The sequence below is a fragment of the Pandoraea sp. E26 genome, from assembly GCF_000681415.1.
In the GTDB taxonomy this organism is placed as follows: Bacteria; Pseudomonadota; Gammaproteobacteria; order Burkholderiales; family Burkholderiaceae; genus Pandoraea; species Pandoraea pnomenusa.
Genome location: NZ_AYXJ01000028.1, coordinates 105,164 through 131,647 on the forward strand (window position 1 = coordinate 105,164; position 26,484 = coordinate 131,647).

Below are 26,484 nucleotides of genomic sequence, written 5' to 3' on the forward strand. Positions count from 1 at the left end.
TCGTTCAGCTCGCCAGACGCTCGATCAGCGCCATGTCCGAGCTGGTCATCAGCTTTTCGATGTCCATCAGGATCAGCATGCGGCCTTCGACCGTGCCCAGGCCCGTGATGTACTCGGTGGCCAGTTGCGCGCCGAACTCGGGGGCCGGCTTGATTTCGCCGCGTGCGAGCGTGAGCACGTCGGACACGCCGTCGACGACCATGCCGACCACGCGCCCCGCCACGTTCAGGATGATCACGACCGTTTGCGTGTCGTATTCCACGCGGCCCAGACGGAATTTGATGCGCATGTCCACGATCGGCACGATGATGCCGCGCAGATTGATCACACCCTTGATGAAATCCGGCGCATTGGCGATGCGCGTGACGGCGTCGTAGCCGCGAATTTCCTGCACTTTCAGAATGTCGATGCCGTACTCCTCCTCACCGAGCGTGAAGACGAGAAATTCCTGACCGTCGCCATCGGTCTGCATCGCGCCGCCCTGGCGCGACACGGCGTGCTCTTGCGAAAGGTTGTCCATCTGACGCGTCTCCGACTTCAGTTGAAGATCGTGGCCGCCGCCGAGCGCTGGCCGCGCTGGAGCGCCGCCACGTCGACGATCAATGCCACGCTGCCGTCACCCATGATGGTGGCGGCGGAAATACCGTGAATACGGCGGTAATTGGTTTCGAGGTTCTTCACCACGACCTGCTGCTGACCGACCAGCTCGTCGACGAGCAACGCGAAGCGGCGGCCTTCCGCCTGAAGGATCACGATGATCCCCTGCGTCGGGTCGAGGCGCGCATCGGGCACGTCGAACGCACGATGCAGCTCCACGAGCGGCAGGTACTCGCCTCGCACCAGCACGACCTGGCCTTCGCCCGTCACGGCGCGAATGTCGTCGCGGCGCGGCTGCAGCGACTCCATCACGAAGTTCAGCGGCAGGATGAAGATCTCCGGGCCGACCTTGACCGACATGCCGTCCAGAATGGCCAGCGTGAGCGGGAGCACGATGCGGATCGTGGTGCCCTTGCCGCGCGTGGACAGAATCTCGACGTGCCCGCCCATCTGCTGGATGTTGCGCTTGACGACGTCCATGCCCACGCCACGGCCCGACACGTCGGTCACCGCTTCGGCCGTGGAGAAGCCGGGCATGAAGATCAGTTGCCAGACTTCCTCGTCCGACATCGAATCCGAGACCGGCAGTCCTTGCTGCTGCGCCTTGGCAAGAATCTTTTCGCGACGCAGGCCCGCGCCGTCGTCGCTCACTTCGATCACGATATTGCCGCCCTGATGGGCCGCCGACAGCACCAGTTGGCCGACCGGGTCCTTGCCCGACGCCACGCGCAGTTCCGTGGTTTCGATGCCGTGATCGAGACTGTTGCGCACGAGGTGGGTGAGCGGATCGATGATGCGCTCGATCAGGCTCTTGTCGAGTTCGGTCGCCTGACCGAACGTCACGAGCTCGATCTGCTTGCCGAGCTTGGTCGCGAGATCGCGAACGAGGCGCGGGAAGCGCGAGAAGACGTAATCCATCGGCATCATGCGGATGGACATCACGGCTTCCTGCAGGTCGCGCGCGTTGCGCTCGAGCTGGCCCATGCCGTTGAACAGGCGATCGTGGAGCATCGGGTCGAGGCTGCTCGCCGTCTGGGCAAGCATGGCCTGCGTGATCACCAGTTCGCCCACGAGATTGATGAGCTGGTCGACCTTTTCCACGCCCACGCGAATCGAGCTGTTCTCGTGGCCTGCGGCGCCGCCGGCGGGTGCGGCGGCACGCTTTTCGGGCGGGTGCTGGGCACCGTTGCCATTGCCACTGCCGGCCTGCGTTGCGGGCGCGGCGGGCGGCACGACGATCGGTTCGGCGGCCGGCGGCGGGACGGGGGCTTCGATGGCGGGCGCCACGGGCGCGGCGGCGACCGGCGGCACTTCGGTCGGCGCGGCGGCCGCGGGCATTTGCGCGAAGATCTCGGACGACTGGACCGGTTCGACGGCCGGAGTTTCCGGGAGGGCGACGGGTGCGGCGGCTTCGGCGGCTTCGGCGGCGGCGGCATCCTGCACATCGATCTGCGACGGCTCGATCACGAAGCAGCACACCGCGAGGATGTCGTCGGCGTCGCACGTCGTGTCGAGCCACAGATGCAGCGCGTTCTCGGTCGACTGACGGCCGGCCACCTGCCCCAGATTGCCGAGCTCCTCGGCGAGCAGTGCCTGGTCCTTCTCGCCCACACCGGTCAGCGTGACTTTCAGGCGTGTCTGGCCCGCCGGCACGGCGCTGGCCGGTGCACCGCTCGCCGTTGCGGCCGGGGCATCGCCCCCTGCGGCACCCGGCGCGGCGGCGGCCGGCGCAGCAGGTGCCGGCGCGGACGGCGCGGACGGCGCGAGGGGCGCGGCAGAGACCGGCGCACCGTTGCCTTCGGCCGCGAGCTGTTGAAGCACCGCGCAGATGCGCGTCATGGCCTCGGCATCGGGTTCACTGGAGGCGCGGTAGGCATTCAGCTGTTGATGCAACACGTCTTTGGTTTCCAGGAAGGTGTCGACCATCTCGGTGCGCAACTGCAGTTCGCCGCGACGGGCGCGGTCGAGCAGGTTTTCCAGCAGGTGAGTGGTCTCGGTGAGCGCGGTGAAGCCGAACGTCGCGGCGCCGCCCTTGATCGAATGGGCAGCGCGAAAAATCGCATTGAGCTGCTCGTTATCCGGCGCGCTCACGTCGAGTGCGAGCAGAAGGTGCTCCATCTCTGCGAGCAACTCTTCCGCTTCATCGAAAAAGGTCTGGTAGAACTGGGTGATATCCACCGGTTTCCTCGTCCTAACTTGGTTGTGCCATCGACGCCATCTCCATCTCCGCCGTCCGCGCCGTCGTCATGCGCCTGCGCCGACGAGTGACCCGACGACGTCGACGAGTGCTTCGGGGTCGACCGGCTTGATCAGCCAGCCGCTGGCGCCCGCTTCGCGGGCCGCCGTCTTGTATGCGCCGTCGACCTCGGTGGTGAGCACCAGGATCGGGGTTTCGGCAAACGCGTCGAGCCCGCGCAGCGCGCGAATGAGCGACAGGCCGTCCATGCCGGGCATGTGCTGGTCGGTCAGCACCAGATCGAACGCCGCTTGCGACGCGAGGGCCAGCGCTTCCTGTCCGTCGCGAGCGGTCGTCACGGCGTAGCCCGCTTCGTCGAGCGTGGCTGCCAGGATCTGGCGCATCGACGCGGAGTCGTCGACGGCGAGAATCGTGTTGCGAAGGGCCTGCATGCGTCTCCTCTTGTCGGTTATCGCGCTGCCGGCGTGGCGCCGGGCGCGGCCGGCGGCTCGGGCGGCACGGGCACGCTCGGCACAGCGGGCAGCGTTCCGTTCATGACGGCGTTCACCACATCCATGCCGGCACCGCGCGCGTTTGCGGCGTCGATCGTCGGCTGGTCGCCTTCATGCCTGACCGACTGCTCGGCACGACGATTGAGCACGATGATGCTGATACGGCGATTGATCGGGTTGTAGGCGTTATCGCGATCGAGTGGCACGGTGGAGGCCAGCCCCACCACGCGCAACACCTTCTCGCCGTCGAGCCCGCCCGCGATCAGCTCGCGGCGCGAGGCGTTGGCGCGGTCGGCGGACAACTCCCAGTTGCTGTAGCTCTTGTCACCCTGTGCGTAGGCCGTGGCATCGGTGTGACCCGACAGGCTGATGCGGTTGGGCACGTCGTTGAGCGACTTGCCGATCTCGCGCAGGATGTCGCGCATGTACGGCTGCACCTGCGCGCTCGCATTGGCAAACATCGGGCGGTTCTGGTCGTCGACGATCTGGATGCGCAAACCTTCCGTCGTCACGTCGATCAGCAACTGCTTGCGGAATTGCCGCAGCGTGGGGTTATTTTCGATGGCTTTTTCAATGCGGGCCTTGAGTTCGCGCAAACGTTGCGCGTCGGCGCGCTCGGCCAGCTCGGCCGACATTGCCTGGCGCGACTTGACCTGGTCGCCGCGCGACTTCTGGCCGTCGGTGCGCGTGGTGTCGGTGCCGCCGCCGGGAATGACGCCGCTGTTGTCCGCCGCGTTGCGCCCGCCCATCAGGGCGACGGCCAGCGGCGTGCGGAAGTACTCGGCAATGCCCGTGAGTTCCTTGCTGGTCACGGAGCTGAGCAGCCACATCAGCAGGAAGAACGCCATCATGGCCGTCATGAAGTCGGCGTATGCGATCTTCCAGGCGCCGCCGTGATGCCCATGCCCGCCAGCCTTGCGGCGCTTGACGATGATGGGCCGCTCTTCTTTCTCGCTCATTGCTGCCGCCCGTCAACGTGCCTTGACCTGCCGCACGTGCTCTTCGAGCTCGGCGAACGACGGACGTACCGTGGAATACAGCACCTTGCGGCCGAATTCGACCGAGAGTGCCGGCGCGTACCCGTTCAGGCTCGCCAGCAGCGTGACCTTGATGCACTCGTAGAGCTTGACGGATTCATTGATGCGGTGTTCGATGAGCTGCGCCAGCGGCGAGATGAAACCATAGGCCAGCAGAATGCCGAGGAAGGTCCCCACGAGCGCCTGCGCGATCAGCGCCCCCAGCACCGCCGGGGGCTGGTCGGCCGACGCCATGGTGTGCACCACGCCCATCACCGCGGCCACGATGCCGAACGCCGGCATCGCATCGCCGGTCTTCTGCAGGCAGTGCGCTGGCACCTCGCCCTCGTGACGGTAGGTTTCGATTTCGTGATCCATCAGGTTCTCGATCTCGAACGCGTTCATGTTGCCGCTGACCATCAGACGCAGGTAATCGGTCAGGAACTCCATGATGCGCGGCTCGCCGAGAATGCGCGGATACTGCGAGAACACCGGGCTCGATGCCGGGTCTTCCACGTCCCCCTCGATGGCGAGCATGCCGTCCTTGCGCGCCTTGGCGAGCAGCACGTACAGGAGCGCCATCAGCTCCATGTACAGCTCCTTGGTGTATTTCGAGCCCTTGAACAGCATCGGCAGCGCTTTCATCGTCGCCTTGATCGCCTTGCTGTTGTTGCCCACCACGAACGAGCCAACGCCCGCGCCACCGATGATCAGCAGCTCGGTCGGCTGAAACAGCGCGCCCAAGTGGCCTCCGCCAATGACGAAGCCGCCAAAGACCGATGCCAGAACGATGATGTAACCAATGACGACAAGCACTGCCGGATACCTCTCGCAAAAATACGTCTACGGAAAAATTCCTTCCTGTTCAGAGGGCTTAACGGCAGACACGCAGGGAAACTGTAGGGGGTGCGACCTCGTGACAAACCCGCCCTTTCAGGCGGCCAACGGGGAAATATCCGTGTCGGGCACGGACGTGGCCACGGCCGGCGCCAGGTCGGCGGCTTGCGCGTGCTTGGCCTTGCGGGTCTTGCCCGCGCGCGAAGGCGGTGCGCACAGTCCGCAGACGTACTGGCCGTGCGGCTCGTGGGCATGCGTGACGAAATGGCCGCCGCAGCGCGTGCAGGGCGTCATTTGCAGCATCTTGCTGTCGAAGAAGCGCACCAGGGTCCACGCCCGGGTGAAGCCGAGCACCGGCTCCCATCCGTGCAACTCCACATGCTCTAGGTACAGGCGGTAGGCCTTCACGATGGCCTCGATACCCTGGCATCCGCCGTACTGCACGAGGTGGCGGTAGATGTTGTGAAACAGCGACGAATGGATGTTCGGCAGCCATGTCACGAACCAGTCGGTCGAGAACGGCAGCATGCCCTTGGGCGGCGAGGCGCCCTTGAGTTCCTTGTACAGTTTGATGAGCCGGTCGCGGCTCAGGCTCGTTTCCGCTTCCAGGAGTTGGAGGCGGGCGCCGAGTTCGATCAATTCGATGGCCAGCTGGATCTCGCGGGCTTCGAGAACGACGCTTTTGGTACGCATGGTCAGGCTTTCCTGGCAAGTCACACGAGGCGCCACCCGCGGGGTGGCACAGTGTGCGTCGCGAACTTACCCGATCTGCTCGACGGGCTGGCCCGCCAAGAGAATCGAAGCATGAGACTGCTGCATACCCACGTCTTTCGCGCCATGCGTGAGGCTCGAGAGAATCACGTGGTCGTCGAATCGAAATCGGCACAGAAGCTGGTTCGACCCCGCGAACTTGACGAGCTGAGCCAGTGTGAGACTGCCGAGCACGTCGGCCAGTTGGTCGCTGATGCCCAGGCGGAACATCGCCGCCGCGCGGTCCTCTCGGATCAGGCGCTGAGCCAGGACAAGGTAGGAGAGATTCAATTCACGAATCTCGTTCAGTGTTTCGCTGTTTCGCATGCGGCCCCCCGGCGCAATGGATGAATCTGGCGGTACTACTGTTTATTCCCTCGCATTGTGGACAAGGGCGAAAGATAAAGAAATCGGAGAAAAACTACAGGGGGAAGCAAGAAAAGCGGAAGTTTTTTGTAGGAGTTTTTCCTACATTCAGGAGACGAGCGCTCCCTGCGACGCGTTTGGGGAAAACGGTCGGTTTCGACAGCGTGACGCTTCATGAAAATTTCACAAAGCTGCGCTTTACTACTTGACTGTATTTCGGCTGCATCGTGCCGAACTTTAGTCAACCTTGCAAAAAATTTCAGGGGGGCTCTGCAAGGTAGGTCTGGAGCGTACTTTGCCTATTACACAAACGCTGGAACAGTGCAATTACAAACTGTTACAGGTGTCGACCGGTACGCCGAATTCCCTGTTTGGAAGGAAAGCTCTCGAATCAGTTCCCCGATTGCCTCGGCGGTGTGGCGAAAACTGCAATTGGCCACCTGCGTCCTTCTTTCCGACGTCCGCGTCCCGGGTGACGATCACTGACATGGGAATATTGCCGCGTCGTCGTGAATCTCCCGCAAGCGATTGCCGGATCACCCGCGAATGGCGGTCGCCTCGCGGATCCGCACGTCACACAGTCCCGGACGCGGGCGGCGCATGCGCGCCCGCCCGGCGAATCAGCACGGTGTGGAAGCACCAGGACAGCACGCCGCACACCGCCATGACGGCCGCCATCGGCACCGCCGAGCGCGCGTGCAGCAGCCCCACCGCCGCACCAGCGCTGGCGGCCGCGAGGAACTGCAGCGCGCCCAGCAGCGCCGACGCCGCCCCGGCACGGTGATGCTGCCGATTCAGCGCCTCGGCGATGGCATTCGGCTGCGAGAATCCCAGACTCGTGACGTAGGCGAAGAGCGGCACCATCAGCATGACGAGCCCGCCCACGCCAAGCGCCGCCACCGCGAGCATCAGCAGGCCCAGCACCGCAACGAGATTGTTGGTACGACGCAACACGTCAGCCGGCCGGCGCGTACGCAGCAGATAGGCGTTGATCTGCGACCCGCCGATGATCCCGCACGCGTTCAGGCCGAACAGCCAGCCATAGTGTGCCGGATCGACGCCGTACAGGTTGATGAATACGAAGGGCGAGCCCGTGATGTAGGCGAACATGCCCGCCTGCGACACTCCGCCTGCGAGCGCATTGCCCATGAATTCCCGATCGCTCAGCAACGCGCCGTAGTTGTGCCATGCGGTCGCGAGCCAGTTGCGCGCCTGGCGGAGCGCCTGGCGGGTCTCGGGGAGCCAGTAGACGGACATCGCGAAGCATGCCGCGCCGAACACCGTCAGCCCCCAGAAGATCCACCGCCAGCCGACGAACATGAGCACCTGCCCGCCGATGAGCGGCGCGAGAATCGGCGCGGCGCCCATGATCAGCGTCATGCGCGAGAGCACGCGGGCCACCGTGCTCGTGTCGAACAGATCGCGGGCCATGGCGCGGGCGATAACGAAACACGCACAGCCACCCACCGCCTGAATGAAACGGCAAACGATCAGTGTCTCGATATTGGGCGCCAGCGCGCAACCCGCCGAGGCAAGCGTGTAAAGCGCCAGTCCGGCATACAGCGGACGCTTGCGCCCGTAGCGGTCGGCGAGCGGGCCGTGCAGCAACTGCCCCAGCCCCAGACCGATGAAGAACGACGCCAGCGAGAACTGCGCCGCCGCGTCGGTGGTATTCAGCTCCTGGGCGATGCTCGGGAGCGCGGGCAGATACATGTCGATCGACAACGAGCCGATGGCCGACAGAATGCCGAGAATGAAGACCGTGCGGAAGGTGTGGGATGGCATGGGCGAGACCTAGGGTAATCCCGAATGATACGGCATTACCCTCGGCTTCGCTCAAAAAATAAGCAGGCGCCCGCCCGTGCCGGGTCGCGCGCGGGGCACGCGGATGAGGTCCTTCAGGCCGTTTTCACTTCCGAGAGTCCCAGCGATTCGACCATCTGTTCGCGCATGATGAACTTCTGCACCTTGCCCGTGACGGTCATCGGCATCTCGTCGACGAAGCGGATGTAGCGCGGAATCTTGTAGTGAGCGATCTGATCCTTGCAGAAGTCTCGGATGTCGTCCTCGGTGGCGCTCTGTCCCGGTTTGAGAATGATCCAGGCGCAGACCTCCTCGCCGTACTTGGCGTCGGGCACGCCGAAGACCTGAACGGCTTGCACCTTCGGATGGCGGAACAGAAATTCCTCGATCTCGCGCGGGTAGATGTTCTCGCCGCCGCGAATGAGCATGTCCTTCACCCGACCGACGATGTTGCAATAGCCCTCCTCGTCGAGCGTGGCGAGATCGCCGGTATGCATCCAGCCGTCGCGAATCGCTTCACGCGTACGCGGCTCGTCGTCCCAGTAGCCCAGCATCACCGAATAACCCTTGGTGCAGAGCTCGCCCTTCTCTCCGACCGGCACGATCTCGCCCGCGGCATCGACGAGCTTCACTTCGAGATGCGGCTGCACGCGCCCGACCGTCGTCACGCGCTTCTCGAGCGGGTCGGTGGTGGTCGTCTGAAACGACACCGGACTCGTCTCGGTCATGCCGTACGCGATGGTCACTTCGTTCATGTGCATCTGGCTGATGACCCGCTTCATCGTCTCGATCGGGCACGGCGAACCCGCCATGATGCCCGTGCGCAGCGACTCGAAATGGTAGTTGCCGAAATCCGGATGATCGAGTTGTGCGATGAACATGGTCGGCACGCCATGCAGGGCGGTACAGCTTTCCTCGGAGACCGCCGCCATCGTCGCCTTCGGATCGAACGCCTCCCCCGGGAACACCATCGTGGCGCCCGTCGATACACAGGCGAGCACGGCAAGCACCATGCCGAAGCAGTGATAGAACGGCACCGGAATGCACAGGCTGTCGCGCTCGGAGAAGCGCATCGCCATGGCGATGAACCGGCCGTTGTTGACGATGTTGTGATGCGTGAGCGTGGCGCCCTTCGGGTTGCCCGTCGTGCCGCTGGTGAACTGAATGTTGATGGGCTCGAAGCAGTCGAGTCCGTCGCAGATCGCACGCAGCGTGTCCAGGTCGGCATCCGCGCCGAGCGTGACCACATCGCTGAAATTCATCATGCCGGGCGTAACGCCCTGCCCCATGCGAATCACCGTGCGCAGCGTGGGCAGCTTCTCCGACTTCAGTTCGCCAGGCTTGCACACCGCCAGCTCCGGTGCCAGCACGTTGAGCATGTCGAGATAGCGCGACGTCTTGAACGACTCCGCGGCCACGAGCGCCTTGCAGCCCACCTTGTTGATCGCGTACTCCAGCTCGGCGAGCCGGTAAGCCGGGTTGATGTTCACGAGCACGAGTCCGACACGGGCGGTGGCGAACTGCGTGACCAGCCATTCGACACGGTTCGGCGACCAGATCCCGACCCGATCCCCCTTCTTGAGCCCCAACGCGACCAGTCCGGCAGCGAAGGTATCGACATGCGCGATGAACTCGCGCCACGTCCAGTCCACGCCCTGCTCGCGAAAGACCACCGCCTGCCGCTCCGGAAACTTCGCCGCGGTCTCGGCCAGCAAACCGAATACCGTCAACGTCGAAAGCGGTACGGTGGTATCACCCTTCACATACGACAGTCCATTACGAGGTACAACGCCCGCACCTTCCCGGCTTTCCATGCTTTGTCTCCTGAAGCAATGCTGAAGTGGCGAAATGCTGTCACGCGGCGCGGCCCGGCAATCGTCGTATCGACGACGAGGGGCGTGTCTCCATAACAATAGCGCGTCACGTTGGGTTGACGTTTACGTTAACGTAATTTCCAGAACGGAACGAGTGGGGATGGCCCTGAGTTGAGCGACGTCAACGAGTGGCGCGTGGCCGTGGGCACCCACAAAACAAAAGCCCCACGCACGTTCATGCATGGGGCTTTCTGTTCGCTCGACCGACGCGCACGACAGTATCGGAAGGATACGGTCCCGCGCTTCGACGCGCGTCGCGCGATGCGTCGACCTGGCGGTCGCCGCAACGGCGATTCGGATTTACTTCACCTTGCGCAGCTTCTGGATCGCAGCGAGTTGAGCGATCGCTTCGGCCAGTTCGGCCTGGGCAGTCGCGTACTCGATGTTCGATTCCTTGTTCGACAGCGCTTCTTCGGCGCGGCGCTTGGCTTCGGCAGCCTTCGCCTCGTCCAGATCCTTGCCGCGGATAGCGGTGTCGGCGAGCACGGTCACCGTGCCCGGTTGCACTTCGAGAATGCCGCCGGCCACGAAGACGAAGTCCTCGTTGCCTGCTTCGTCTTCGATGCGCACCGCGCCCGGCTTGATACGCGTGATCAGCGGTGTGTGGCCAGGCAGAATGCCCAGCTCGCCGGCTTCGCCCGGCAGCGCCACAAAGCGCGCCTTACCCGAGAAGATTTCTTCTTCCGCGCTGACGACGTCTACGTGAATGGTTGCCATAATCGCTCCCGTTGAGTGTGATGAAGCGGCAGGCGCGCCGGTCCGGACGCTGCCGTCCTCACCTCGCTACCCCGCCCCGCAACAGTCACCTGCCGGGATAGGGAGGCGTCTCTCGCGAGCCCCTCCGTCGCCCGGCACTCAACCGTTTACTGCATCTTCTTGGCTTTTTCGAACGCTTCGTCGATCGTGCCAACCATGTAGAACGCTTGCTCCGGCAGGTGGTCGCACTCACCGTCGACGATCATCTTGAAGCCGCGGATCGTTTCCTTGAGCGGGACATACTTGCCCGGCGAGCCCGTGAACACTTCCGCCACGTGGAACGGCTGCGACAGGAAACGCTGGATCTTACGCGCGCGGGCCACGGCGAGCTTGTCGTCCGGCGACAGTTCGTCCATCCCCAGAATCGCGATGATGTCGCGCAGTTCCTTGTAACGCTGCAGCGTCGATTGCACGCGACGGGTCACCGTGTAGTGCTCTTCGCCAATCACGTTCGGGTCGATCTGACGCGAGGTCGAGTCGAGCGGATCGACGGCCGGGTAGATACCCAGCGAGGCGATGTCACGCGAAAGCACGACGGTGGCGTCCAAGTGACCGAAGGTGGTCGCCGGCGACGGATCGGTCAAGTCATCGGCAGGCACGTACACGGCTTGCACCGACGTGATCGAGCCAGTCTTGGTCGACGTAATACGCTCTTGCAGCTTGCCCATTTCTTCAGCCAGCGTCGGCTGATAGCCCACGGCCGACGGCATACGGCCGAGCAGTGCCGACACTTCGGTACCGGCCAGCGTGAAACGGTAGATGTTGTCCACGAAGAACAGCACGTCGCGACCTTCGTCACGGAAGTGCTCGGCCATCGTCAGGCCGGTCAGCGCCACGCGCAGACGGTTGCCCGGCGGCTCGTTCATCTGGCCGTACACCAGCGCGACCTTGTCCAGAACGTTCGAGTCCTTCATTTCGTGGTAGAAGTCGTTCCCTTCACGGGTACGCTCGCCCACGCCGGCAAACACCGAATAACCGCCGTGTTCCTTGGCGATGTTATTGATGAGCTCCATCATGTTCACGGTCTTGCCCACACCGGCGCCACCGAACAGACCCACCTTGCCGCCCTTGGCGAACGGGCAGATCAGATCGATAACCTTGATGCCGGTTTCGAGCAGTTCCGTCGACGGCGACAGCTCGTCGAATGCCGGAGCCTTCTGGTGGATCGAACGGGTGTGATCCTTGGCGATCGGACCGGCTTCGTCGATCGGACGACCCAGCACGTCCATGATGCGACCCAGCGTCGGCTTGCCGACCGGCACGGTGATCGGCAGACCCGAGTTCTGCACGGTCATGCCGCGGCGCAGGCCTTCGGACGAACCCAGACAAATGGTGCGGACCACGCCGTCGCCCAGCTGCTGCTGGACTTCGAGCGTGAGCTCCGAACCTTCCATGGTGAGCGCGTCGTAGATCTTCGGCATGCTGTCGCGCGGGAATTCCACGTCGATAACGGCGCCGATGCACTGTACGATCTTGCCTTCAATCAAAGCAGTACTCATCGCTTTTCCTTTAGATACTCAAATTCATTTCGCCTGACGGCGCATCGGCCCGTGCCACCGCTTACACTGCGGCGGCGCCACCCACGATTTCGGACAGTTCCTTCGTGATCGCTGCTTGACGGCCCTTGTTGTAGACCATCTGCAATTCGCCGATCACGGTCTTCGCGTTGTCCGACGCGGCCTTCATGGCCACCATACGGGCAGACTGTTCCGACGCCATGTTCTCCGCGACTGCCTGATACACCACGGCTTCGACGTAGCGCACCAGCAGGGCATCGACGACCGTCTTCGCATCCGGTTCGTAGATGTAGTCCCACGAATGCTGTGCCGGCACCGCGCTCGCTTCTTCCGATTCGCCCTGGAGCTTCTCGGGCAGCGGCAGCAGTTGCTCCACCACGGCTTCCTGCTTCATCGTGTTGACGAAGCGGTTGTAGGCCAGGTACACGGCGTCGAGCTTGCCTTCGGCGTACGCGTCGAGCTGAAGCTTCACCGCACCGATCAGCTTGTCCAGATGCGGGGTGTCGCCCAGTTGCACGACATGCGAAACCACCTTGGCGCCGATGCGGTTCAGGAAGCCGAAGCCCTTGCCGCCGATGGCGGTGGCCTCGATCTTCAGGCCCTGCGCTTCGATGTCCTTCATCTTGGCCACCACGGCACGCAGCACGTTGGTGTTCAAGCCGCCGCACAGACCCTTGTCCGTCGTGACCACGATGACGCCGGCCGCTTTCGCGTCGGCATGCTTCACCATGAACGGGTGGTGGTATTCCGGATTCGCCTGCCCCATATGCGCGGCGATCTGGCGCACCTTGTCAGCGTACGGCCGGGCATGACGCATGCGTTCCTGCGCCTTGCGCATCTTCGACGCGGCCACCATTTCCATGGCCTTGGTGATCTTGCGCGTGTTCTGCACGCTCTTGATCTTGCCGCGAATTTCCTTCATTCCAGCCATTGCTTACTCCTTGTCTCGGCGCGACATCCGCTCTTGCCTGAACATCGCGCCTTCCCGGGTCCGTTGAATAGTTGCCGATTCAACCGGATTAGTAAGCGCCGGTCTTCTTGAAGTCCTTGATCGCAGCGTGCAGGGCGGCTTCGTCGTCCTTCGAGAGATCCTTCGTCTCTTCGATACGGCCGATGAGCGCACCGTGGCTGGTCTTCAGAACTTCGCGCAGACCCTTTTCGAACGGCAGCACCTGAGCGATGTCGAGATCATCCAGATAGCCGTTGTTGGCGGCGAACAGCGACACAGCGAGTTCCCACACTTGCAGCGGCGCGAATTGCGGCTGCTTGAGCAGTTCCGTCACGCGGCGGCCGCGCTCGAGCTGCTTGCGGGTCGCTTCGTCCAGATCCGAGGCGAACTGCGCGAACGCAGCCAGCTCACGGTACTGTGCGAGGTCGGTACGAATACCGCCCGAGAGCTTCTTGATGACCTTCGTCTGCGCCGCACCACCCACACGCGACACCGAGATACCGGCGTTGATTGCCGGACGGATGCCCGCGTTGAACAGGTCGGTTTCCAGGAAGATCTGGCCGTCGGTAATCGAGATCACGTTCGTCGGAACGAACGCGGTCACGTCGCCAGCTTGCGTTTCGATGATCGGCAGTGCCGTCAGCGAGCCGCTTTGGCCCTTGATTTCGCCGTTGGTGAACTTCTCGACGTACTCTTCCGAGACGCGAGCCGCACGTTCGAGCAGGCGCGAGTGCAGGTAGAACACGTCGCCAGGGTAGGCTTCACGGCCCGGCGGACGACGCAGCAGCAGCGAGATCTGACGATAGGCCCAGGCTTGCTTGGTCAAGTCGTCGTAAATGATCAGCGCGTCTTCACCGCGGTCGCGGAAGTATTCGCCCATCGTGCAACCGGCGTACGGTGCGATGAACTGCATGGCTGCCGAGTCCGACGCCGTGGCGGTCACGATGATCGTGTATTCCATCGCGCCGTGCTCTTCGAGCTTGCGCACCACGTTCATGATCGACGAGGCCTTCTGACCGATCGCAACGTACACGCAGGTCACGCCCTTGCCTTTCTGCGAGATGATCGTGTCGATCGCCACGGCGGTCTTACCCGTCTGACGGTCGCCAATGATCAGTTCGCGCTGGCCACGGCCGATCGGCACCATGGCGTCGATCGCCTTGGTACCGGTTTGCAGCGGTTGCGACACCGACTTACGCCAGATCACGCCCGGAGCGATCTTTTCGATGGCATCGGTTTGCTTGGCGTTGATCGGACCCTTGCCGTCGATCGGCTGGCCCAGTGCGTCAACGACGCGGCCCTTCAGTTCCGGGCCGACCGGCACTTCCAGAATGCGGCCCGTGCACTTGACGGTGTCGCCTTCCGAGATGTGCTCGTATTCGCCCAGAATCACGGCGCCGACGGAGTCGCGCTCGAGGTTCAGTGCCAGACCGAACGTATTGCCCGGGAATTCCAGCATTTCGCCCTGCATCACGTCCGACAGGCCGTGAATGCGGCAGATACCGTCGGTCACCGAGATCACGGTGCCTTCGTTACGGACTTCGGCGCCGCTCTCGAGACCTTGAATCCGGCTCTTGATCAGTTCGCTGATTTCAGAGGGATTGAGTTGCATATGTGCTCCTGATATTCAATTCTTGCCGTCGCAGGCGCTTCGCGCCGGCCTCAGGCCGTCAGCGACGTCCGCATAGCCGCCAGGCGGGCGCGCACCGAAGTGTCCAGCACCTCGTCGCCAACCACCACACGCACGCCGCCGATGAGCGACGGATCCACCGTCACCGTCGGGTTGAGCTTGCAGCCGAACTTGTGCTCGAGGCCCTTGACCAGCGAGGTCAGTTGCTCGCCTTCGAGCGGGAAGGCGCTTTCGATCGTGGCATCCGCCGAACCGGCGGCGGCGTTTTTCAACGCCTCGAACTGTTCGGCGATTTCCGGCATGGCCGCGAGACGACCGTTGTCGACCACGGCGGCGACGAAGTTGCGCACTTCGGCGTCGGTCGATTTCACGGCGGCGGTCAGCACGTCGACGACTTGCGCCGGCGTAACTTTCGGATCGTCGGCCAGGTTGGCCACTTCAGGCAGCGCTGCCACTTGCGCCAGTTCACGCACCAGCGCCGACCAGCGATTCAGGTCGCCGGACTTGGCCACGCGGAACAACGCCTCGGCGTACGGACGAGCGATGGTTGCGAGTTCGGCCATGATCAGAGCTCTGCCTTGAGTTGGTTCAGCAGGTCGGCGTGGGCCTTGGCGTCGACTTCACGCTTCAGGATCTGCTCGGCGCCCTTGACGGCCAGACCGGCAACTTCCTCGCGCAGCGATTCACGGACCTTGACGGCCTGGTTCTCGGCTTCGGCTTTGGCGTTGGCGATGATGCGCGCGGCTTCGGCTTGCGCCTGGGCCTTGATCTCGTCGGCCACGGCCACGGCGCGCTTCTCGGCGTCGGCAATACGCTTCGCGCCTTCGTCGCGGGCTTCCGCGAGGGCTTGCGTGGAGCGCTTGTTGGCGGCCTCGAGTTCGGCCTTGCCCTTGTCGGCGGCAGCCAGACCGTCAGCGATTTTCTTCGCGCGTTCGTCGATAGCCTTGATCAGCGGCGGCCACACGAACTTCATCGTGAACCATGCCAGGATCAGAAACACGACGGTTTGCGCGAACAGAGTTGCGTTTATGTTCACGGTGTTTCCTTTCGGTGATGCGAGTCGATTGGCAAAACAGCGCGCCCCAATGTGCCAGCTGGCTTGGGCGCGCCGTTCATGTCCAGTGGGCCGCGCGGATCATTGCGCGACCGGCCGAAAGAAACTTAAGCGAGCTTCGACAGCAGCGGGTTCGCGAACGCGAACAGCATGGCAACACCCACGCCGATCAGGAATGCCGCGTCGATCAGGCCGGCCAGCAGGAACATCTTCGTTTGCAGCGGGTTCATCAGCTCGGGCTGACGGGCGCACGCTTCGATGTACTTGCCGCCCATCAGCGCGATACCCAGACAGGCGCCAATAGCACCCAGACCGATGATGATGCCGATACCGATGGCGGTCAGACCCTGGATGTTGGCGATGAAAGCTTGCATGATTACTCCTTTTGGTTAGAGACTTGAAACTTTAAATATGAAAAACCGAAAAACCGGGAAACACGTGACTACCGCAACAACCGATCAGTGATGGTCGTGCGCCTGGCCGATATACACCAGCGTGAGCATCATCATGATGAACGCCTGGAGCAACACGATCAGGATGTGGAAAATCGCCCATGCGGTGCCGGCAATGACGTGGCCGACAAAACCCAGCACCGACGCATCTGCGCCAAAGCTCCAGATACCGCCCAGCAGGGCGATCAGCAGGAACACCAGTTCGCCGGCGTACATATTGCCGAACAGTCGCATACCGAGCGACACGGTCTTGGCACAGAATTCGATGATGTTGAGCAGCAGGTTCGGGATCCACAGCAGGAAGTGGTTGCCGAACGGTGCGGTGAACAGCTCGTGCATGAAGCCGCCCGCGCCCTTGATCTTGAAGCTGTAGAACAGCATCAGGATCAGCACGCCGACAGAGATGCCGAGCGTGCCGTTGAGGTCGGCCGTCGGCACGATGCGGTGATGCGTGATGATGGAGTCGAGACCCACCCAGCTGATGATCTTCGACGGCAGGTCGACCGGCAGCAAATCGAGCGAGTTCATGAGCGCGACCCAGACGAACACGGTCAGCGCGAGCGGTGCGATGAAGGCACGATTGCCGTGCACGATGCTCTTCGACTGGTCTTCCACCATTTCGACGAGCATTTCGACCGCGGCCTGGAAACGGCCGGGCACGCCCGACGTTGCCTTGCGGGCAGCCAACCACAGCAGGAAGCAGCCGAGGACGCCCATGGCGATCGACCAGAACATCGTGTCCCAGTTGATGATCGAAAAATCGACGATGCTAGTCTGATGCGAGCTCGCGAGGTTCTGCAGGTGGTGCGAAATGTACTCCGACGGGTTCGGAGCGTGGCCGGCTTCTACTGACATAGCGATCAAACACCCAATTATGAAAATCCGCACACGTAGCGTGTCGACGCGTGAGCGGTTCTCACCGCTACTTCAGTGCCATCGCCAGCCAATAAGCCTTCAGCGTCAGCACAAAGGTGACGAGGAACGCTACCCAGTGAATTCCCGGGTAACCGAACGCTACAGCCACCAACAACGCGATCGTCGTTGCTACCTTGATCGCTTCTCCCATCACCAGCGAACCGACGGAGAGGCGATCACCTGACATCCTTAACCGCAACGCAAACAATGCGCCCGGTATCCAACCGATCATTCCGCCCAGCCATGCGGACACCGCCGCGTCTCGTGGCGATGCCGAGAGCATCCACCAGGCGAGTGTCGCAACCAGCGACAGCAGTACCTGGGCTCCCACCACCCTGAATGGAGTCACACGTGACGCGCGCCCCACATCGGGACCGAACAGGCGCTCGGCCTGCGCACGCGTGAGCGGAACGATGGTTTCTTGCTCCTGCTCGTCGTCCCAAGCCTCTGATGTTGCACGTGCCGGCGCTTGCGGTTTCGGTTCCAAGTTCGACCGTTGTTCGTCGGTCATCTCGTAGCCTCCCCGCCCGACTCGTGCAAAACGAATGGGCTCTTCAAGCAGATAAATCCGCGAGATTTTACGGGACATTACGAACCCCAGTCAATCGAAACGCGCAACAAATTCGCCGAAATTGTGCAGTGCATGCTTCGATTTGGCGCCAACTCTCAAGGACCGCGTTTTTCCTCATGGTGCAGCGCGGCATTGCGCGCAAACGCCGCATGATCGGGCCAACTGGGGGACATTCCATGCGCGATCAGACCCATTTCAGGGCAAGCCACCCGACGCCGAGTGCCACCACGTAAAACGGGACGGCAAGCATGTGAAAGTGCCACCAGATCGCCTTCGATTTCGCCATGCGCAACGCGATCAGATTGGCGAGCGAGCCGACCGCGAGTCCGAACCCACCGACGGCGACGCCGTGGGCGAGCGCGGGCCAGTTGTGGCTGTACTCCGCGAGCAGGATGGCGGCGGGCACGTTACTGATGAACTGCGACAACACGGCCGCGCCGACATAGGCCGCCGCACTTCCGTTGAAATCGACGTGCCCAAGCGCCTGCCGGATTTCGGGAAGCCCAGCCAGTCCTCGCAGCACCACGAACATCAGCACGAAGATCGCGAGCAGCAACCAGTCGATGCCCAACACCGCGTTGCGGCGCGTCGCCAGAAGTACCACGGTCACCGCGGCGCAGGCCCAGCCGGCGTAACCGTGATCGGCGAGCGCCACAAAGCCCGCGAACAGCACGAGGGCAATCCAGAGCAGCGGCCAGCGCACGTCGTGCGCCGGCCCTCGACGCTGGAAATGCAGGGCGCGCGAGTCGAACGCGAACGCGCAGAGCGCCAGCAGCATCCCCATCAGCGCGAGCGTGATCGGCGCCATCATGACCACGTACGCCCCGAAGCCCATGCCGCTTTGCTGCCAAAGGAACAGATTCTGAGGATTGCCAAGCGGCGTAAGACTCGATCCCGCATTCACCGCGAGCGCGAGAAAAATGATCAGCCGCTCGATACGCACAGGCGCGATTCGCGCGAGCGACTGTGCCAGGGGAACGACGGCGAAGAGTGCGACGTCGTTGGTCAGCAGCGTCGAGAGTGCGGCGGCGAACGTCACCATCAGCAAGGCAAGGCGCCGCTCCGAGCGAAACGCGCGCAGCAGGCGCTGCGCGAGCCAGTCGAGAAATCCGCTCTGATCGATGGCGCGAGTGAGCATCAACAACCCCGCGAGCGTAAGGATCGTGTGCCGGTCGATTCGAGCGAGCAATGTCGCGGCACTCACCGGTCGCATCAGTTGCAGGACGACGAACGCGACGAGCAAGACGAGCAGAACGGGGTCGCCGCGCACACGTTCGAACGTCACACGAAGCGCGCGCGCCACACGTGCGCCGACGGTCCCATGCGCCGCCGGCGGCGCGGCCGTTGCGGCTGGCGGCACGCGAGGCGCCGCCTCGTCCTTGCCGGCCGGATCGCCCATGGATTTGCTCACGACAGAAAATTCAGTAGATCGAACTTACTCGGCGCGAATACGCGCAAGAATGCCATCGAGGGCGTCGAGGCTGCCAAATTCGATGGTGAGCTGCCCCGCGCCCTTGCGCCCGACCTTGATCTTCACGCTCGAGGCAAGCAGGTCCGAAAGCTCTTCCTCGAGACGGGTGACGTCGCGCCCCCCCTCCTCCGCCGACCGCCTGCGAATGCCATCGCCCTGCGGCTTGAGCGACGCATTCACGATGCGCTCGGTATCGCGCACCGACAAACGCTTGTTCACGACCTGATTCGCGAGCGTGATCTGCGTAGCGGCATCGACGGCGAGCAATGCACGTGCATGTCCCATATCGAGATCGCCCGCGAGCAGCATCGTCTGCACGGGCTGGGCGAGATTGAGCAGGCGCAACAGATTCGACACCGCGCTGCGCGAACGCCCAAGCGACTCGGCGGCCTGTTCGTGCGTGTAATTGAATTCGCCGAGCAGGCGTTGGATGCCCTGCGCTTCTTCGAGCGGATTCAGATCTTCGCGCTGAATATTCTCGATGAGCGCCATGGCGGCGGCCGCTTCATCGGCAACGTCGCGCACCAGCACCGGCACTTCCGAGAGACCGGCAATTCGCGCGGCGCGAAAACGTCGCTCGCCCGCAATTATTTCGTACTTCTCACCATCGACACGACGCACCAGAATCGGCTGCATCAGCCCCTGCGCGCGGATGCTTGCGGCGAGCTCCTGCAATGCGCCTTCGTCCATTCGCGTACGCGGTTGGTACTTGCCGGCCTGAAGACGCTCGAGCGCCATCACCGACGGCACGCCGTCGGCGCTCGCCTGCGCGGCCCCATTGTGATTATCGGCGTGTGCGCCGAGCAGCGCTTCGAGGCCGCGGCCCAGGCCCTTCTTTTTCAGTGCGTTGGTCTTGGTCGCCATGACAATGCGTTCCTGCGCGAATGCGCCTTACATAGTTTGAATGCGCGCGATCATTTCCGCGCCGAATTGGAGATACGCCTTCGCACCGCGCGACGCGGGGTCGAAAACCACGCCCGGCATGCCGTAGCTCGGCGCCTCCGCCAATCGCACGTTGCGCGGAATGATCGCGTTGAAAACCTTGTCGCCGAAGTGCTCCTTGAGCTGCTCCGAGACTTGCTGCTGCAAGGTGATCCGCGGATCGAACATCACGCGCAGCAGACCGATCACCTTCAGGTCGCGATTCAGATTCGCGTGCACCTGCTTGATCGTATTGACGAGATCCGAAAGCCCTTCAAGCGCGAAATATTCGCACTGCATCGGAATGATCACACCGTGCGCGGCGCACAAGCCGTTGAGTGTGAGCAGCGACAGCGTCGGCGGACAGTCGATGAGCACGAAATCGTAGGCGTCATCGACCTTGGCGAGCGCCTGTTTGAGGCGTGTATCGCGATTCTCGAGCGAGACCAGCTCCACGTCCGCGCCAGCCAGTTCGCGGTTCGCCGGCAATACGTCGTAGTTGCCCGACTCCGAGCGCTGACATGCGGCGGCCACATCGGCGCCGTCGACCAGCACCTCATATACGCTCGTCTCGAGCGCAGCCTTGTCGATGCCGCTGCCCATCGTCGCATTTCCCTGCGGATCGAGGTCGACCAACAGGACACGCTGCCCGTGCGACGCCAGTCCGGCAGCGAGGTTCACCGTGGTGGTCGTCTTGCCGACGCCGCCCTTCTGATTGGCCACGCAGAAAATTTTCGCCATGCCGATGTAGTCCTCCGAATGCTGCCTGGTTGATGCGGTTGGTGCTGATGATGCCGGGATGAAGCCGGTGATGCGAACGGGGATGCCGAATGCAACAAGGCATTCCCCGGCAATTCGAATATCTGAGCAAAGCTCAGATATTGCCTGAACTGGCCGGCGTCGGATGCACCGGCGCGTGGGGCTCAGGGCGCGCTCGCCTTTTGGGGCGTCATCACCAGCTTGTCGGTGTCGTAGCCCTGCTTTCGCAGTTGCGCTCGCATCTGATTCATGGTGTCGTCGTCGATCGTCGGGGTGCGCGAAAGGATCCAGAGATACTCCCGGCCCGGCTCCCCGACGGCGGCATACTGATAGTCACCGTCGAGCACGATAACCCAGTAGTTCGCCCAAAGCCAGGGAATCCAGCGTAACCAGTCCGGTGCGAACGTCACCTTGAAACGTGCCGTGCCGGTGCCCTGCCCGTCGGTGCGGGCAAGTCCGGTATCGCTGACCCACGTACCGTCGTCCTTGCGGCACTTGTTGGTGACTTCGATCTTGCCGTCGGGTCGCGCCACGTATTCGGCGGTCACGTCCGACACACATTTTCGCTCGAAGAAATTCGGGTAGCGTGCTATTTCGTACCACGTGCCGACATATCGCGCTTTTTCGATCTTCTGCACGGGACGTACGCGGGTCGTGAGCGATTCCTGCCCGGACTGCGCCCAGGCAACGGCAGCCACGACCGAGAACCCGACCATGACGGCCCCGGCCCAGCGGGTCATCTTGTTCATGCGGTTACCTTTACGCGGAGCAAATGACGCTCGGCGTCGAGAAACGGGACGTTCAGCGGCAAACGCTCGACCAGTTCGCAGCCGTCGGGCAGCGCCAGTTCATCTTCCGCCGCCACGCCCTTCATGGCCCAGAGGCTACCATCGGGGGCGAGCAGATGGCGCGCGAGCGTGACGAAATCGCGCAATTCGGCGAAGGCGCGCGACACGATCGCATCGAAGGGTGCGGGGACTTCCTTGCCGACGACGAGCGATTCGACGCGGCCGGTCACCACCGTCAGGTTGGTCAGCTTGAACGTTGCACGCGCCTGGGTGAGGAAGGCTGTCTTCTTGTGAACGATGTCGTTGACCGTTACCTGCCAGTCAGGTCGCACGATGGCGAGCACGACGCCGGGCAAGCCACCGCCTGAGCCGACGTCGAGCACGCGTGAAATCGGCTCGCGATCGAGACGCGGCAAAATGGAAAGCGAATCGAGCAAATGCTTGACAACCATCTGCTGCGGATCACGAATCGAGGTCATCTGCAGCGAAGCGTTCCACTTTGCCAGCAGTGCCTGGTAGTCGAGCAGACGCGCTTGTTGCTCGTCGCTGATCGCCAGGCCAAGCTGCGCAATGCCGTCGGCGAGGAGCGTAGCCAGCTCATGACCGCCGTGACCGGCGGAATGTCGAGAAGACGTCATGGGCGCTCCGCGTCAGACAGCGTGCTGCCCGCCATTGGCGGCTGCGGCGGCGAGATCGGTCGCGGGGTGCTCCTGCGCACGACGGCGCCCGAGTCCCTTCTTCAGATGAATCATCAGCAGTGAGATGGCGGCCGGGGTTACGCCGGAGATGCGCGAGGCTTGCCCGAGCGTCTCGGGACGCTGCGCATTGAGTTTCTGGCGGACCTCGATGGACAATCCCCGGACGTCGTTGTAATCGATGTTTGCGGGAAGCACGGTATTCTCGTTGGCTTCTTTACGCACGATTTCGTCGGCCTGGCGATCGATATAGCCTTGGTACTTCACGGCAATTTCGATCTGCTCCCGGATTTGGTTCGCCTGCAGCGGATCGTCGGACAGTGCACCGTCGGGCGCCAGTCGCCCACCCTGCACGGCCATCAGTGCGTCGTACCCTACTTCGGGGCGGCGCAGCAGGTCGGCAAGCGAGTATTCATGATCGATGGCTTTGCCCAGCAGCGGCTCGGCGTCTTCCGCCGGGAACGTCTTCGGATTCACCCACGTGGTTTTGAGACGTTCTGTTTCACGTGAAACAGCGTCACGCTTGCGACAGAACGCCTCCCAGCGCATATCATCCACGACGCCGAGTTCGCGGCCGATCTCGGTCAGCCGCATGTCGGCATTGTCTTCGCGCAAGGACAGACGGTATTCGGCGCGGCTGGTGAACATGCGATACGGTTCTGACACGCCTCGAGTGATCAGATCGTCGACGAGCACGCCGAGATAGGCTTGATCGCGACGCGGGCACCATGCCTCGCGGCCCTGGACTTGCAGTGCGGCGTTGATGCCGGCGAGCAGCCCCTGGGCGGCGGCTTCTTCGTAACCGGTCGTCCCGTTGATCTGACCCGCGAAGAAGAGCCCCGAGATAACTCGGGTTTCGAGCGAGCTGCGCAGGCCCCGTGGATCGAAGTAGTCGTACTCGATGGCGTAACCCGGACGGAGAATATAGGCATTCTCCATGCCTTTCATGGAGCGCACGAGTTCGAGCTGGACGTCGAAAGGCAGGCTGGTGGAAATACCGTTCGGATAGAACTCGTTGGTGGTGAGGCCTTCGGGCTCGAGATAGATCTGGTGCGATGTCTTGTCGGCGAAGCGATGAATCTTGTCTTCGATCGACGGGCAGTAGCGCGGCCCCACCCCTTCGATGACGCCGGTGTACATGGGCGAGCGGTCGAGACCGGCACGAATGATGTCGTGGGTACGTTCGTTGGTGTGGGTTACCCAGCAGGGGACTTGCTGCGGATGTTGCTCGGGGCGACCCAGGAACGAGAATACGGGTACAGGATCGAGATCACCGGGCTGTGCTTCGAGCTCGGTGAAGTCGATGGAGCGGCCATCGATGCGCGGTGGCGTACCGGTTTTCAACCGACCTTGCGGCAACTTCAACTCTTTGAGCCGGGCGGAAAGGCTGACGGCGGCGGGATCTCCAGCACGTCCGCCGACATAGTTGTTGAGGCCGACGTGGATTTTCCCATCGAGGAATGTCCCCGCAGTGAGCACCACGGCACGGGCGCGGAAGCGCAATCCCACTTGGGTGATGGCACCGACGACGCGCTCTCCCTCGACGATGAGATCTTCGACCGCCTGCTGAAAAAGCCAAAGGTTGGGCTGATTTTCGAGCCGGTGGCGGATGGCCTGCTTGTACAGGATACGGTCGGCCTGGGCGCGCGTCGCACGCACGGCGGGACCTTTGGACGAGTTGAGGATGCGGAATTGGATACCGCCCTCGTCGGTCGCAGCGGCCATGGCACCACCGAGCGCATCGACTTCTTTGACAAGATGGCCTTTGCCGATCCCCCCAATGGAGGGATTGCAGCTCATCTGGCCGAGCGTCTCGATGTTGTGGGTGAGCAGAAGTGTTTTACAGCCCATACGGGCCGAGGCGAGCGCGGCCTCGGTGCCGGCATGGCCGCCACCCACCACGATCACATCGAACTCGGTCGGATAAAGCATCGCAATTTTGCCGCGTGCGGCAAACTCTCTGGATTCGGTAATTGCGGAATTATAGCGGTATTGCGGTGCGTCATTTGTAACCGCGGCGATGTTTCACGTGAAACGTGCGCGGAAAGCGACGCTTTTGGAGACGGATGTCCGGGAGTGGCCCCACATTTGGGGCCATCCTGAGGTGCTGCCAGAAGGCGGCATGTCTTTGGTGATGCTGACTTCTGGTGCTTGGTTGCTGTGATTCGGCCTTTCCGTTGACACCACCTCCTTCAACGAAGGCGTCGCCCTCATCCACCTCCGGGCCGCGAAGCTCACCGGCACCCCGACTGCGCTCCACCTCAAAGTCGCTCCGTCAGGGCACCGGCAAGCTTCGCCAATCCAATGCCCGACAACCCCCCGTTGTGATAGCTGGAGACTGTTCCACGTGGAACGTCGCCGACGATGAGGATCGCCCACAGGCGCGCCCGCTGCCTCACCCATCCCACCGACGACGGCGTCACCCTCACCCACCTCCGGGCCGCGAAGCTCACCGGCACCCCGACTGCGCTCCACCTCAAAGTCGCTCCGTCAGGGTACCGGCAAGCTTCGCCAATCGAATGCCCCCACAACCTCCGTTGTGACAAATGGAGACTGTTCCACGTGGAACGTCGCCAACGATGAGGATCACTCACAGGCGCGCCCGCCGCCCACCCATCCCGCCAACGACGGCGGCACCCTCACACCTCCGGGCTGCGAAGGTCACCGGCACCCTGACTGCGCTCCACCTCAAAGTCGCTCCGTCAGGGCACCGGCAAGCTTCGCCAATCGAATGCCCCGACAACCCCCGTTGTGATAGCTGGAGACTGTTCCACGTGGAACGTCGCCAACGATGAGGATCGCCCACAGGCACGCCCGCTTCCCCACCCATCCCGCCAACCACCACGACGCCCTCACCCGCCTCCGGGCTGCGAAGCTCACCGGCACCCCGGCTGCGCTCCACCTCAAAGTCGCTCCGTCAGGGCACCGGCAAGCTTCGCCCATCCAATGCCCCGACAACCCCCGTTGTGATAACTGGCGACTGTTTCACGTGGAACGTCGCCAACGATGATGATCACTCACAGGCACGCCCGCTTCCCCACCCATCCCGCCAACCACCACGACGCCCTCCCCCGCCTCCGGGCTGCGAAGCTCACCGGCACCCCGACTGCGCTCCACCTTAAAGTCGCTCCGCCAGGGCACCGGCAAGCTTCGCCCATCCAACGCCCTACTATCGACAATCCCCGTGATGAAACCGATTCCTGTTTCACGTGAAACGTTGTTCGGGCGAACCTTGGGTGCTCCGCCACCGCTCGGTAATGCCACGTGCGCCCACCCTATACCTGGCGATATCTGCGCAGGGTCATGCGTAAAGTCCTGTCTCAGGTTCGAGGGCATGCGAGCACGGTTGGGTCACTGACGCGTCCTGAAGCTTTACGGGCAGAGAAGATCGAGACGACGCGAATGGGTTTCGGGAATGGGATGGGTGGGGATTGGTGGTGCCCCGACGGAGCGACTTTGAGGTGGAGCGCAGTCGGGGTACCGCCAATCCCCACTGCCCGGAAGATGGGGAGCACGCCACCCGATCGAATGGGATGGGGTTCTAACAGAACACAGAAACCGACCCGCAAATTTCGCGCAAAACCCTAAACCGAAACACAAGCAACAAAATCGAAAGCGCCGACGGTGGTGAAGGGAATCAGCCACGTTATCCACATACATTTTTCGGCAGTTGGCTCGACGTTCTAGAATCTGCTTTTCTGTGGATAACCTCAATCACGATTTGTCGGGGATTTTTCGAAAAATCGCGCAACCCCTTATTGCGGCGGTGCGCCATAGATTTTGGTTACCCACAACTATCCACAAGCAACTGTGAATAACTGCGTTCGAGGCGAGTTGGGACAACGGCCTGAGCACATTGGGAATAATTAGGGACGGATAACCCGACGGAAAGAGAAATCCCCCAAATTTCGAAAATGAAAAAGCCCGCCAACTGGCGGGCTCTTTCGATGTCGATGCAGCAGGAAACCGACTGGGAGCGAAACTCAGGCCGCCTTCTTGGCCAGCCCCAGATACGTTTCAATGACCTTGGGATTGCTCGCAAGCGCTTGCGCCGGACCTTCCAGGGCCAGCTCAC

Annotated in this window: 24 protein-coding genes and 1 pseudogene; all 25 read right to left on the reverse strand. The window is 62.7% G+C overall.

The genetic code is table 11. The annotated features are described in order from the left end of the window. Positions 1-4: 4 nt before the first annotated feature. A complete protein-coding gene (locus tag W930_RS0117680) occupies positions 5-520 on the reverse strand; it encodes a chemotaxis protein CheW (protein ID WP_023598346.1) in 516 nt (171 codons plus the stop codon). 17 nt (positions 521-537) lie between these two features. Continuing rightward, positions 538-2,775 (reverse strand): chemotaxis protein CheA, encoded by a 2,238-nt coding sequence (cheA, locus tag W930_RS0117685; RefSeq protein WP_023598345.1) that lies wholly within the window; start codon positions 2,773-2,775, stop codon positions 538-540. A 66-nt stretch (positions 2,776-2,841) separates the two neighbouring features. After that, complete coding sequence (locus W930_RS0117690; RefSeq protein WP_023598344.1) at positions 2,842-3,225, reverse strand: response regulator; 384 nt, start codon at positions 3,223-3,225, stop codon at positions 2,842-2,844. A 17-nt stretch (positions 3,226-3,242) separates the two neighbouring features. Further along, complete coding sequence (gene motB / locus W930_RS0117695) at positions 3,243-4,244, reverse strand: flagellar motor protein MotB (RefSeq protein ID WP_023598343.1); 1,002 nt, start codon at positions 4,242-4,244, stop codon at positions 3,243-3,245. A 12-nt stretch (positions 4,245-4,256) separates the two neighbouring features. Further along, positions 4,257-5,117, reverse strand: a complete 861-nt coding sequence (gene motA / locus W930_RS0117700; protein WP_023598342.1) for a flagellar motor stator protein MotA — start codon at positions 5,115-5,117, stop codon at positions 4,257-4,259. A 117-nt stretch (positions 5,118-5,234) separates the two neighbouring features. Next, positions 5,235-5,831, reverse strand: coding sequence for a flagellar transcriptional regulator FlhC (gene flhC, locus W930_RS0117705; protein WP_023598341.1), 597 nt, complete (start codon positions 5,829-5,831; stop codon positions 5,235-5,237). Positions 5,832-5,897: 66 nt separating this feature from the next. After that, positions 5,898-6,215, reverse strand: a complete 318-nt coding sequence (gene flhD, locus W930_RS0117710; protein WP_023598340.1) for a flagellar transcriptional regulator FlhD — start codon at positions 6,213-6,215, stop codon at positions 5,898-5,900. Positions 6,216-6,827: 612 nt separating this feature from the next. Then, the gene (locus tag W930_RS0117715) at positions 6,828-8,039 is read right to left on the reverse strand and encodes a Bcr/CflA family multidrug efflux MFS transporter (RefSeq protein WP_023598339.1); all 1,212 of its coding nucleotides are present in this window, start codon (positions 8,037-8,039) and stop codon (positions 6,828-6,830) included. Positions 8,040-8,152: 113 nt separating this feature from the next. Continuing rightward, positions 8,153-9,871, reverse strand: a complete 1,719-nt coding sequence (locus W930_RS0117720) for an AMP-binding protein (protein WP_023598338.1) — start codon at positions 9,869-9,871, stop codon at positions 8,153-8,155. A 360-nt stretch (positions 9,872-10,231) separates the two neighbouring features. Further along, positions 10,232-10,648 (reverse strand): F0F1 ATP synthase subunit epsilon, encoded by a 417-nt coding sequence (locus W930_RS0117725; protein ID WP_023598337.1) that lies wholly within the window; start codon positions 10,646-10,648, stop codon positions 10,232-10,234. Between the two features lie 146 nt (positions 10,649-10,794). Then, entirely contained in the window at positions 10,795-12,186 is a 1,392-nt protein-coding gene (gene atpD, locus W930_RS0117730; RefSeq protein WP_023598336.1) for a F0F1 ATP synthase subunit beta, read from the reverse strand. 61 nt (positions 12,187-12,247) lie between these two features. Then, positions 12,248-13,135 (reverse strand): F0F1 ATP synthase subunit gamma, encoded by an 888-nt coding sequence (atpG, locus tag W930_RS0117735; RefSeq protein ID WP_023872640.1) that lies wholly within the window; start codon positions 13,133-13,135, stop codon positions 12,248-12,250. 88 nt (positions 13,136-13,223) lie between these two features. Beyond that, positions 13,224-14,765 carry a F0F1 ATP synthase subunit alpha gene (gene atpA / locus W930_RS0117740; RefSeq protein ID WP_023598334.1) on the reverse strand — a complete coding sequence of 514 codons (1,542 nt, stop codon included), beginning with the start codon at positions 14,763-14,765 and terminating at the stop codon, positions 13,224-13,226. Positions 14,766-14,815: 50 nt separating this feature from the next. Next, on the reverse strand, positions 14,816-15,346 hold the full coding sequence (locus tag W930_RS0117745) for a F0F1 ATP synthase subunit delta (protein WP_023598333.1): 531 nt from the start codon (positions 15,344-15,346) through the stop codon (positions 14,816-14,818). Between the two features lie 2 nt (positions 15,347-15,348). Then, positions 15,349-15,819 carry a F0F1 ATP synthase subunit B gene (locus W930_RS0117750; protein ID WP_023598332.1) on the reverse strand — a complete coding sequence of 157 codons (471 nt, stop codon included), beginning with the start codon at positions 15,817-15,819 and terminating at the stop codon, positions 15,349-15,351. Positions 15,820-15,944: 125 nt separating this feature from the next. Then, the gene (atpE, locus tag W930_RS0117755; protein WP_010807762.1) at positions 15,945-16,211 is read right to left on the reverse strand and encodes a F0F1 ATP synthase subunit C; all 267 of its coding nucleotides are present in this window, start codon (positions 16,209-16,211) and stop codon (positions 15,945-15,947) included. Positions 16,212-16,295: 84 nt separating this feature from the next. After that, the gene (gene atpB / locus W930_RS0117760; protein WP_023598331.1) at positions 16,296-17,144 is read right to left on the reverse strand and encodes a F0F1 ATP synthase subunit A; all 849 of its coding nucleotides are present in this window, start codon (positions 17,142-17,144) and stop codon (positions 16,296-16,298) included. Positions 17,145-17,211: 67 nt separating this feature from the next. After that, the gene (locus tag W930_RS0117765) at positions 17,212-17,715 is read right to left on the reverse strand and encodes an ATP synthase subunit I (RefSeq protein ID WP_023598330.1); all 504 of its coding nucleotides are present in this window, start codon (positions 17,713-17,715) and stop codon (positions 17,212-17,214) included. A gap of 244 nt (positions 17,716-17,959) precedes the next feature. Continuing rightward, complete coding sequence (locus tag W930_RS0117770) at positions 17,960-19,186, reverse strand: SLC13 family permease (RefSeq protein WP_235195555.1); 1,227 nt, start codon at positions 19,184-19,186, stop codon at positions 17,960-17,962. A 24-nt stretch (positions 19,187-19,210) separates the two neighbouring features. Next, positions 19,211-20,110 (reverse strand): ParB/RepB/Spo0J family partition protein, encoded by a 900-nt coding sequence (locus W930_RS0117775; RefSeq protein WP_023872644.1) that lies wholly within the window; start codon positions 20,108-20,110, stop codon positions 19,211-19,213. A 27-nt stretch (positions 20,111-20,137) separates the two neighbouring features. Beyond that, complete coding sequence (locus tag W930_RS0117780) at positions 20,138-20,908, reverse strand: ParA family protein (protein ID WP_023598327.1); 771 nt, start codon at positions 20,906-20,908, stop codon at positions 20,138-20,140. Between the two features lie 182 nt (positions 20,909-21,090). Then, positions 21,091-21,675: a lipocalin family protein gene (locus tag W930_RS0117785; RefSeq protein WP_023598326.1), complete on the reverse strand. Its 585-nt coding sequence runs from the start codon at positions 21,673-21,675 to the stop codon at positions 21,091-21,093. After that, the gene (gene rsmG / locus W930_RS0117790) at positions 21,672-22,352 is read right to left on the reverse strand and encodes a 16S rRNA (guanine(527)-N(7))-methyltransferase RsmG (RefSeq protein ID WP_023598325.1); all 681 of its coding nucleotides are present in this window, start codon (positions 22,350-22,352) and stop codon (positions 21,672-21,674) included. Before rsmG ends, W930_RS0117785 begins: the two co-directional genes overlap by 4 nt. A 12-nt stretch (positions 22,353-22,364) precedes the next feature. Next, positions 22,365-24,341, reverse strand: a complete 1,977-nt coding sequence (gene mnmG, locus W930_RS27935) for a tRNA uridine-5-carboxymethylaminomethyl(34) synthesis enzyme MnmG (RefSeq protein WP_023872645.1) — start codon at positions 24,339-24,341, stop codon at positions 22,365-22,367. 2,051 nt (positions 24,342-26,392) lie between these two features. Next, positions 26,393-26,484, reverse strand: a pseudogene (locus W930_RS30180) (ABC transporter ATP-binding protein); the annotation flags it as partial.

Excerpts from the sequence above, each read along its gene's own strand:
- W930_RS0117725 (WP_023598337.1), bottom strand. The coding sequence starts at position 10,648 with ATGGCAACCATTCACGTAGACGTCGTCAGCGCGGAAGAAGAAATCTTC.
- W930_RS0117690 (WP_023598344.1), bottom strand. The coding sequence starts at position 3,225 with ATGCAGGCCCTTCGCAACACGATTCTCGCCGTCGACGACTCCGCGTCG.
- W930_RS0117680 (WP_023598346.1), bottom strand. The coding sequence starts at position 520 with ATGGACAACCTTTCGCAAGAGCACGCCGTGTCGCGCCAGGGCGGCGCG.
- atpA (WP_023598334.1), bottom strand. The coding sequence starts at position 14,765 with ATGCAACTCAATCCCTCTGAAATCAGCGAACTGATCAAGAGCCGGATT.
- W930_RS0117785 (WP_023598326.1), bottom strand. The coding sequence starts at position 21,675 with ATGAACAAGATGACCCGCTGGGCCGGGGCCGTCATGGTCGGGTTCTCG.
- W930_RS0117775 (WP_023872644.1), bottom strand. The coding sequence starts at position 20,110 with ATGGCGACCAAGACCAACGCACTGAAAAAGAAGGGCCTGGGCCGCGGC.
- rsmG (WP_023598325.1), bottom strand. The coding sequence starts at position 22,352 with ATGACGTCTTCTCGACATTCCGCCGGTCACGGCGGTCATGAGCTGGCT.
- atpD (WP_023598336.1), bottom strand. The coding sequence starts at position 12,186 with ATGAGTACTGCTTTGATTGAAGGCAAGATCGTACAGTGCATCGGCGCC.
- W930_RS0117745 (WP_023598333.1), bottom strand. The coding sequence starts at position 15,346 with ATGGCCGAACTCGCAACCATCGCTCGTCCGTACGCCGAGGCGTTGTTC.
- mnmG (WP_023872645.1), bottom strand. The coding sequence starts at position 24,341 with ATGCTTTATCCGACCGAGTTCGATGTGATCGTGGTGGGTGGCGGCCAT.
- flhC (WP_023598341.1), bottom strand. The coding sequence starts at position 5,831 with ATGCGTACCAAAAGCGTCGTTCTCGAAGCCCGCGAGATCCAGCTGGCC.
- flhD (WP_023598340.1), bottom strand. The coding sequence starts at position 6,215 with ATGCGAAACAGCGAAACACTGAACGAGATTCGTGAATTGAATCTCTCC.
- W930_RS0117715 (WP_023598339.1), bottom strand. The coding sequence starts at position 8,039 with ATGCCATCCCACACCTTCCGCACGGTCTTCATTCTCGGCATTCTGTCG.
- atpG (WP_023872640.1), bottom strand. The coding sequence starts at position 13,135 with ATGGCTGGAATGAAGGAAATTCGCGGCAAGATCAAGAGCGTGCAGAAC.
- W930_RS0117765 (WP_023598330.1), bottom strand. The coding sequence starts at position 17,715 with ATGACCGACGAACAACGGTCGAACTTGGAACCGAAACCGCAAGCGCCG.
- W930_RS0117780 (WP_023598327.1), bottom strand. The coding sequence starts at position 20,908 with ATGGCGAAAATTTTCTGCGTGGCCAATCAGAAGGGCGGCGTCGGCAAG.
- atpE (WP_010807762.1), bottom strand. The coding sequence starts at position 16,211 with ATGCAAGCTTTCATCGCCAACATCCAGGGTCTGACCGCCATCGGTATC.
- motB (WP_023598343.1), bottom strand. The coding sequence starts at position 4,244 with ATGAGCGAGAAAGAAGAGCGGCCCATCATCGTCAAGCGCCGCAAGGCT.
- atpB (WP_023598331.1), bottom strand. The coding sequence starts at position 17,144 with ATGTCAGTAGAAGCCGGCCACGCTCCGAACCCGTCGGAGTACATTTCG.
- W930_RS0117720 (WP_023598338.1), bottom strand. The coding sequence starts at position 9,871 with ATGGAAAGCCGGGAAGGTGCGGGCGTTGTACCTCGTAATGGACTGTCG.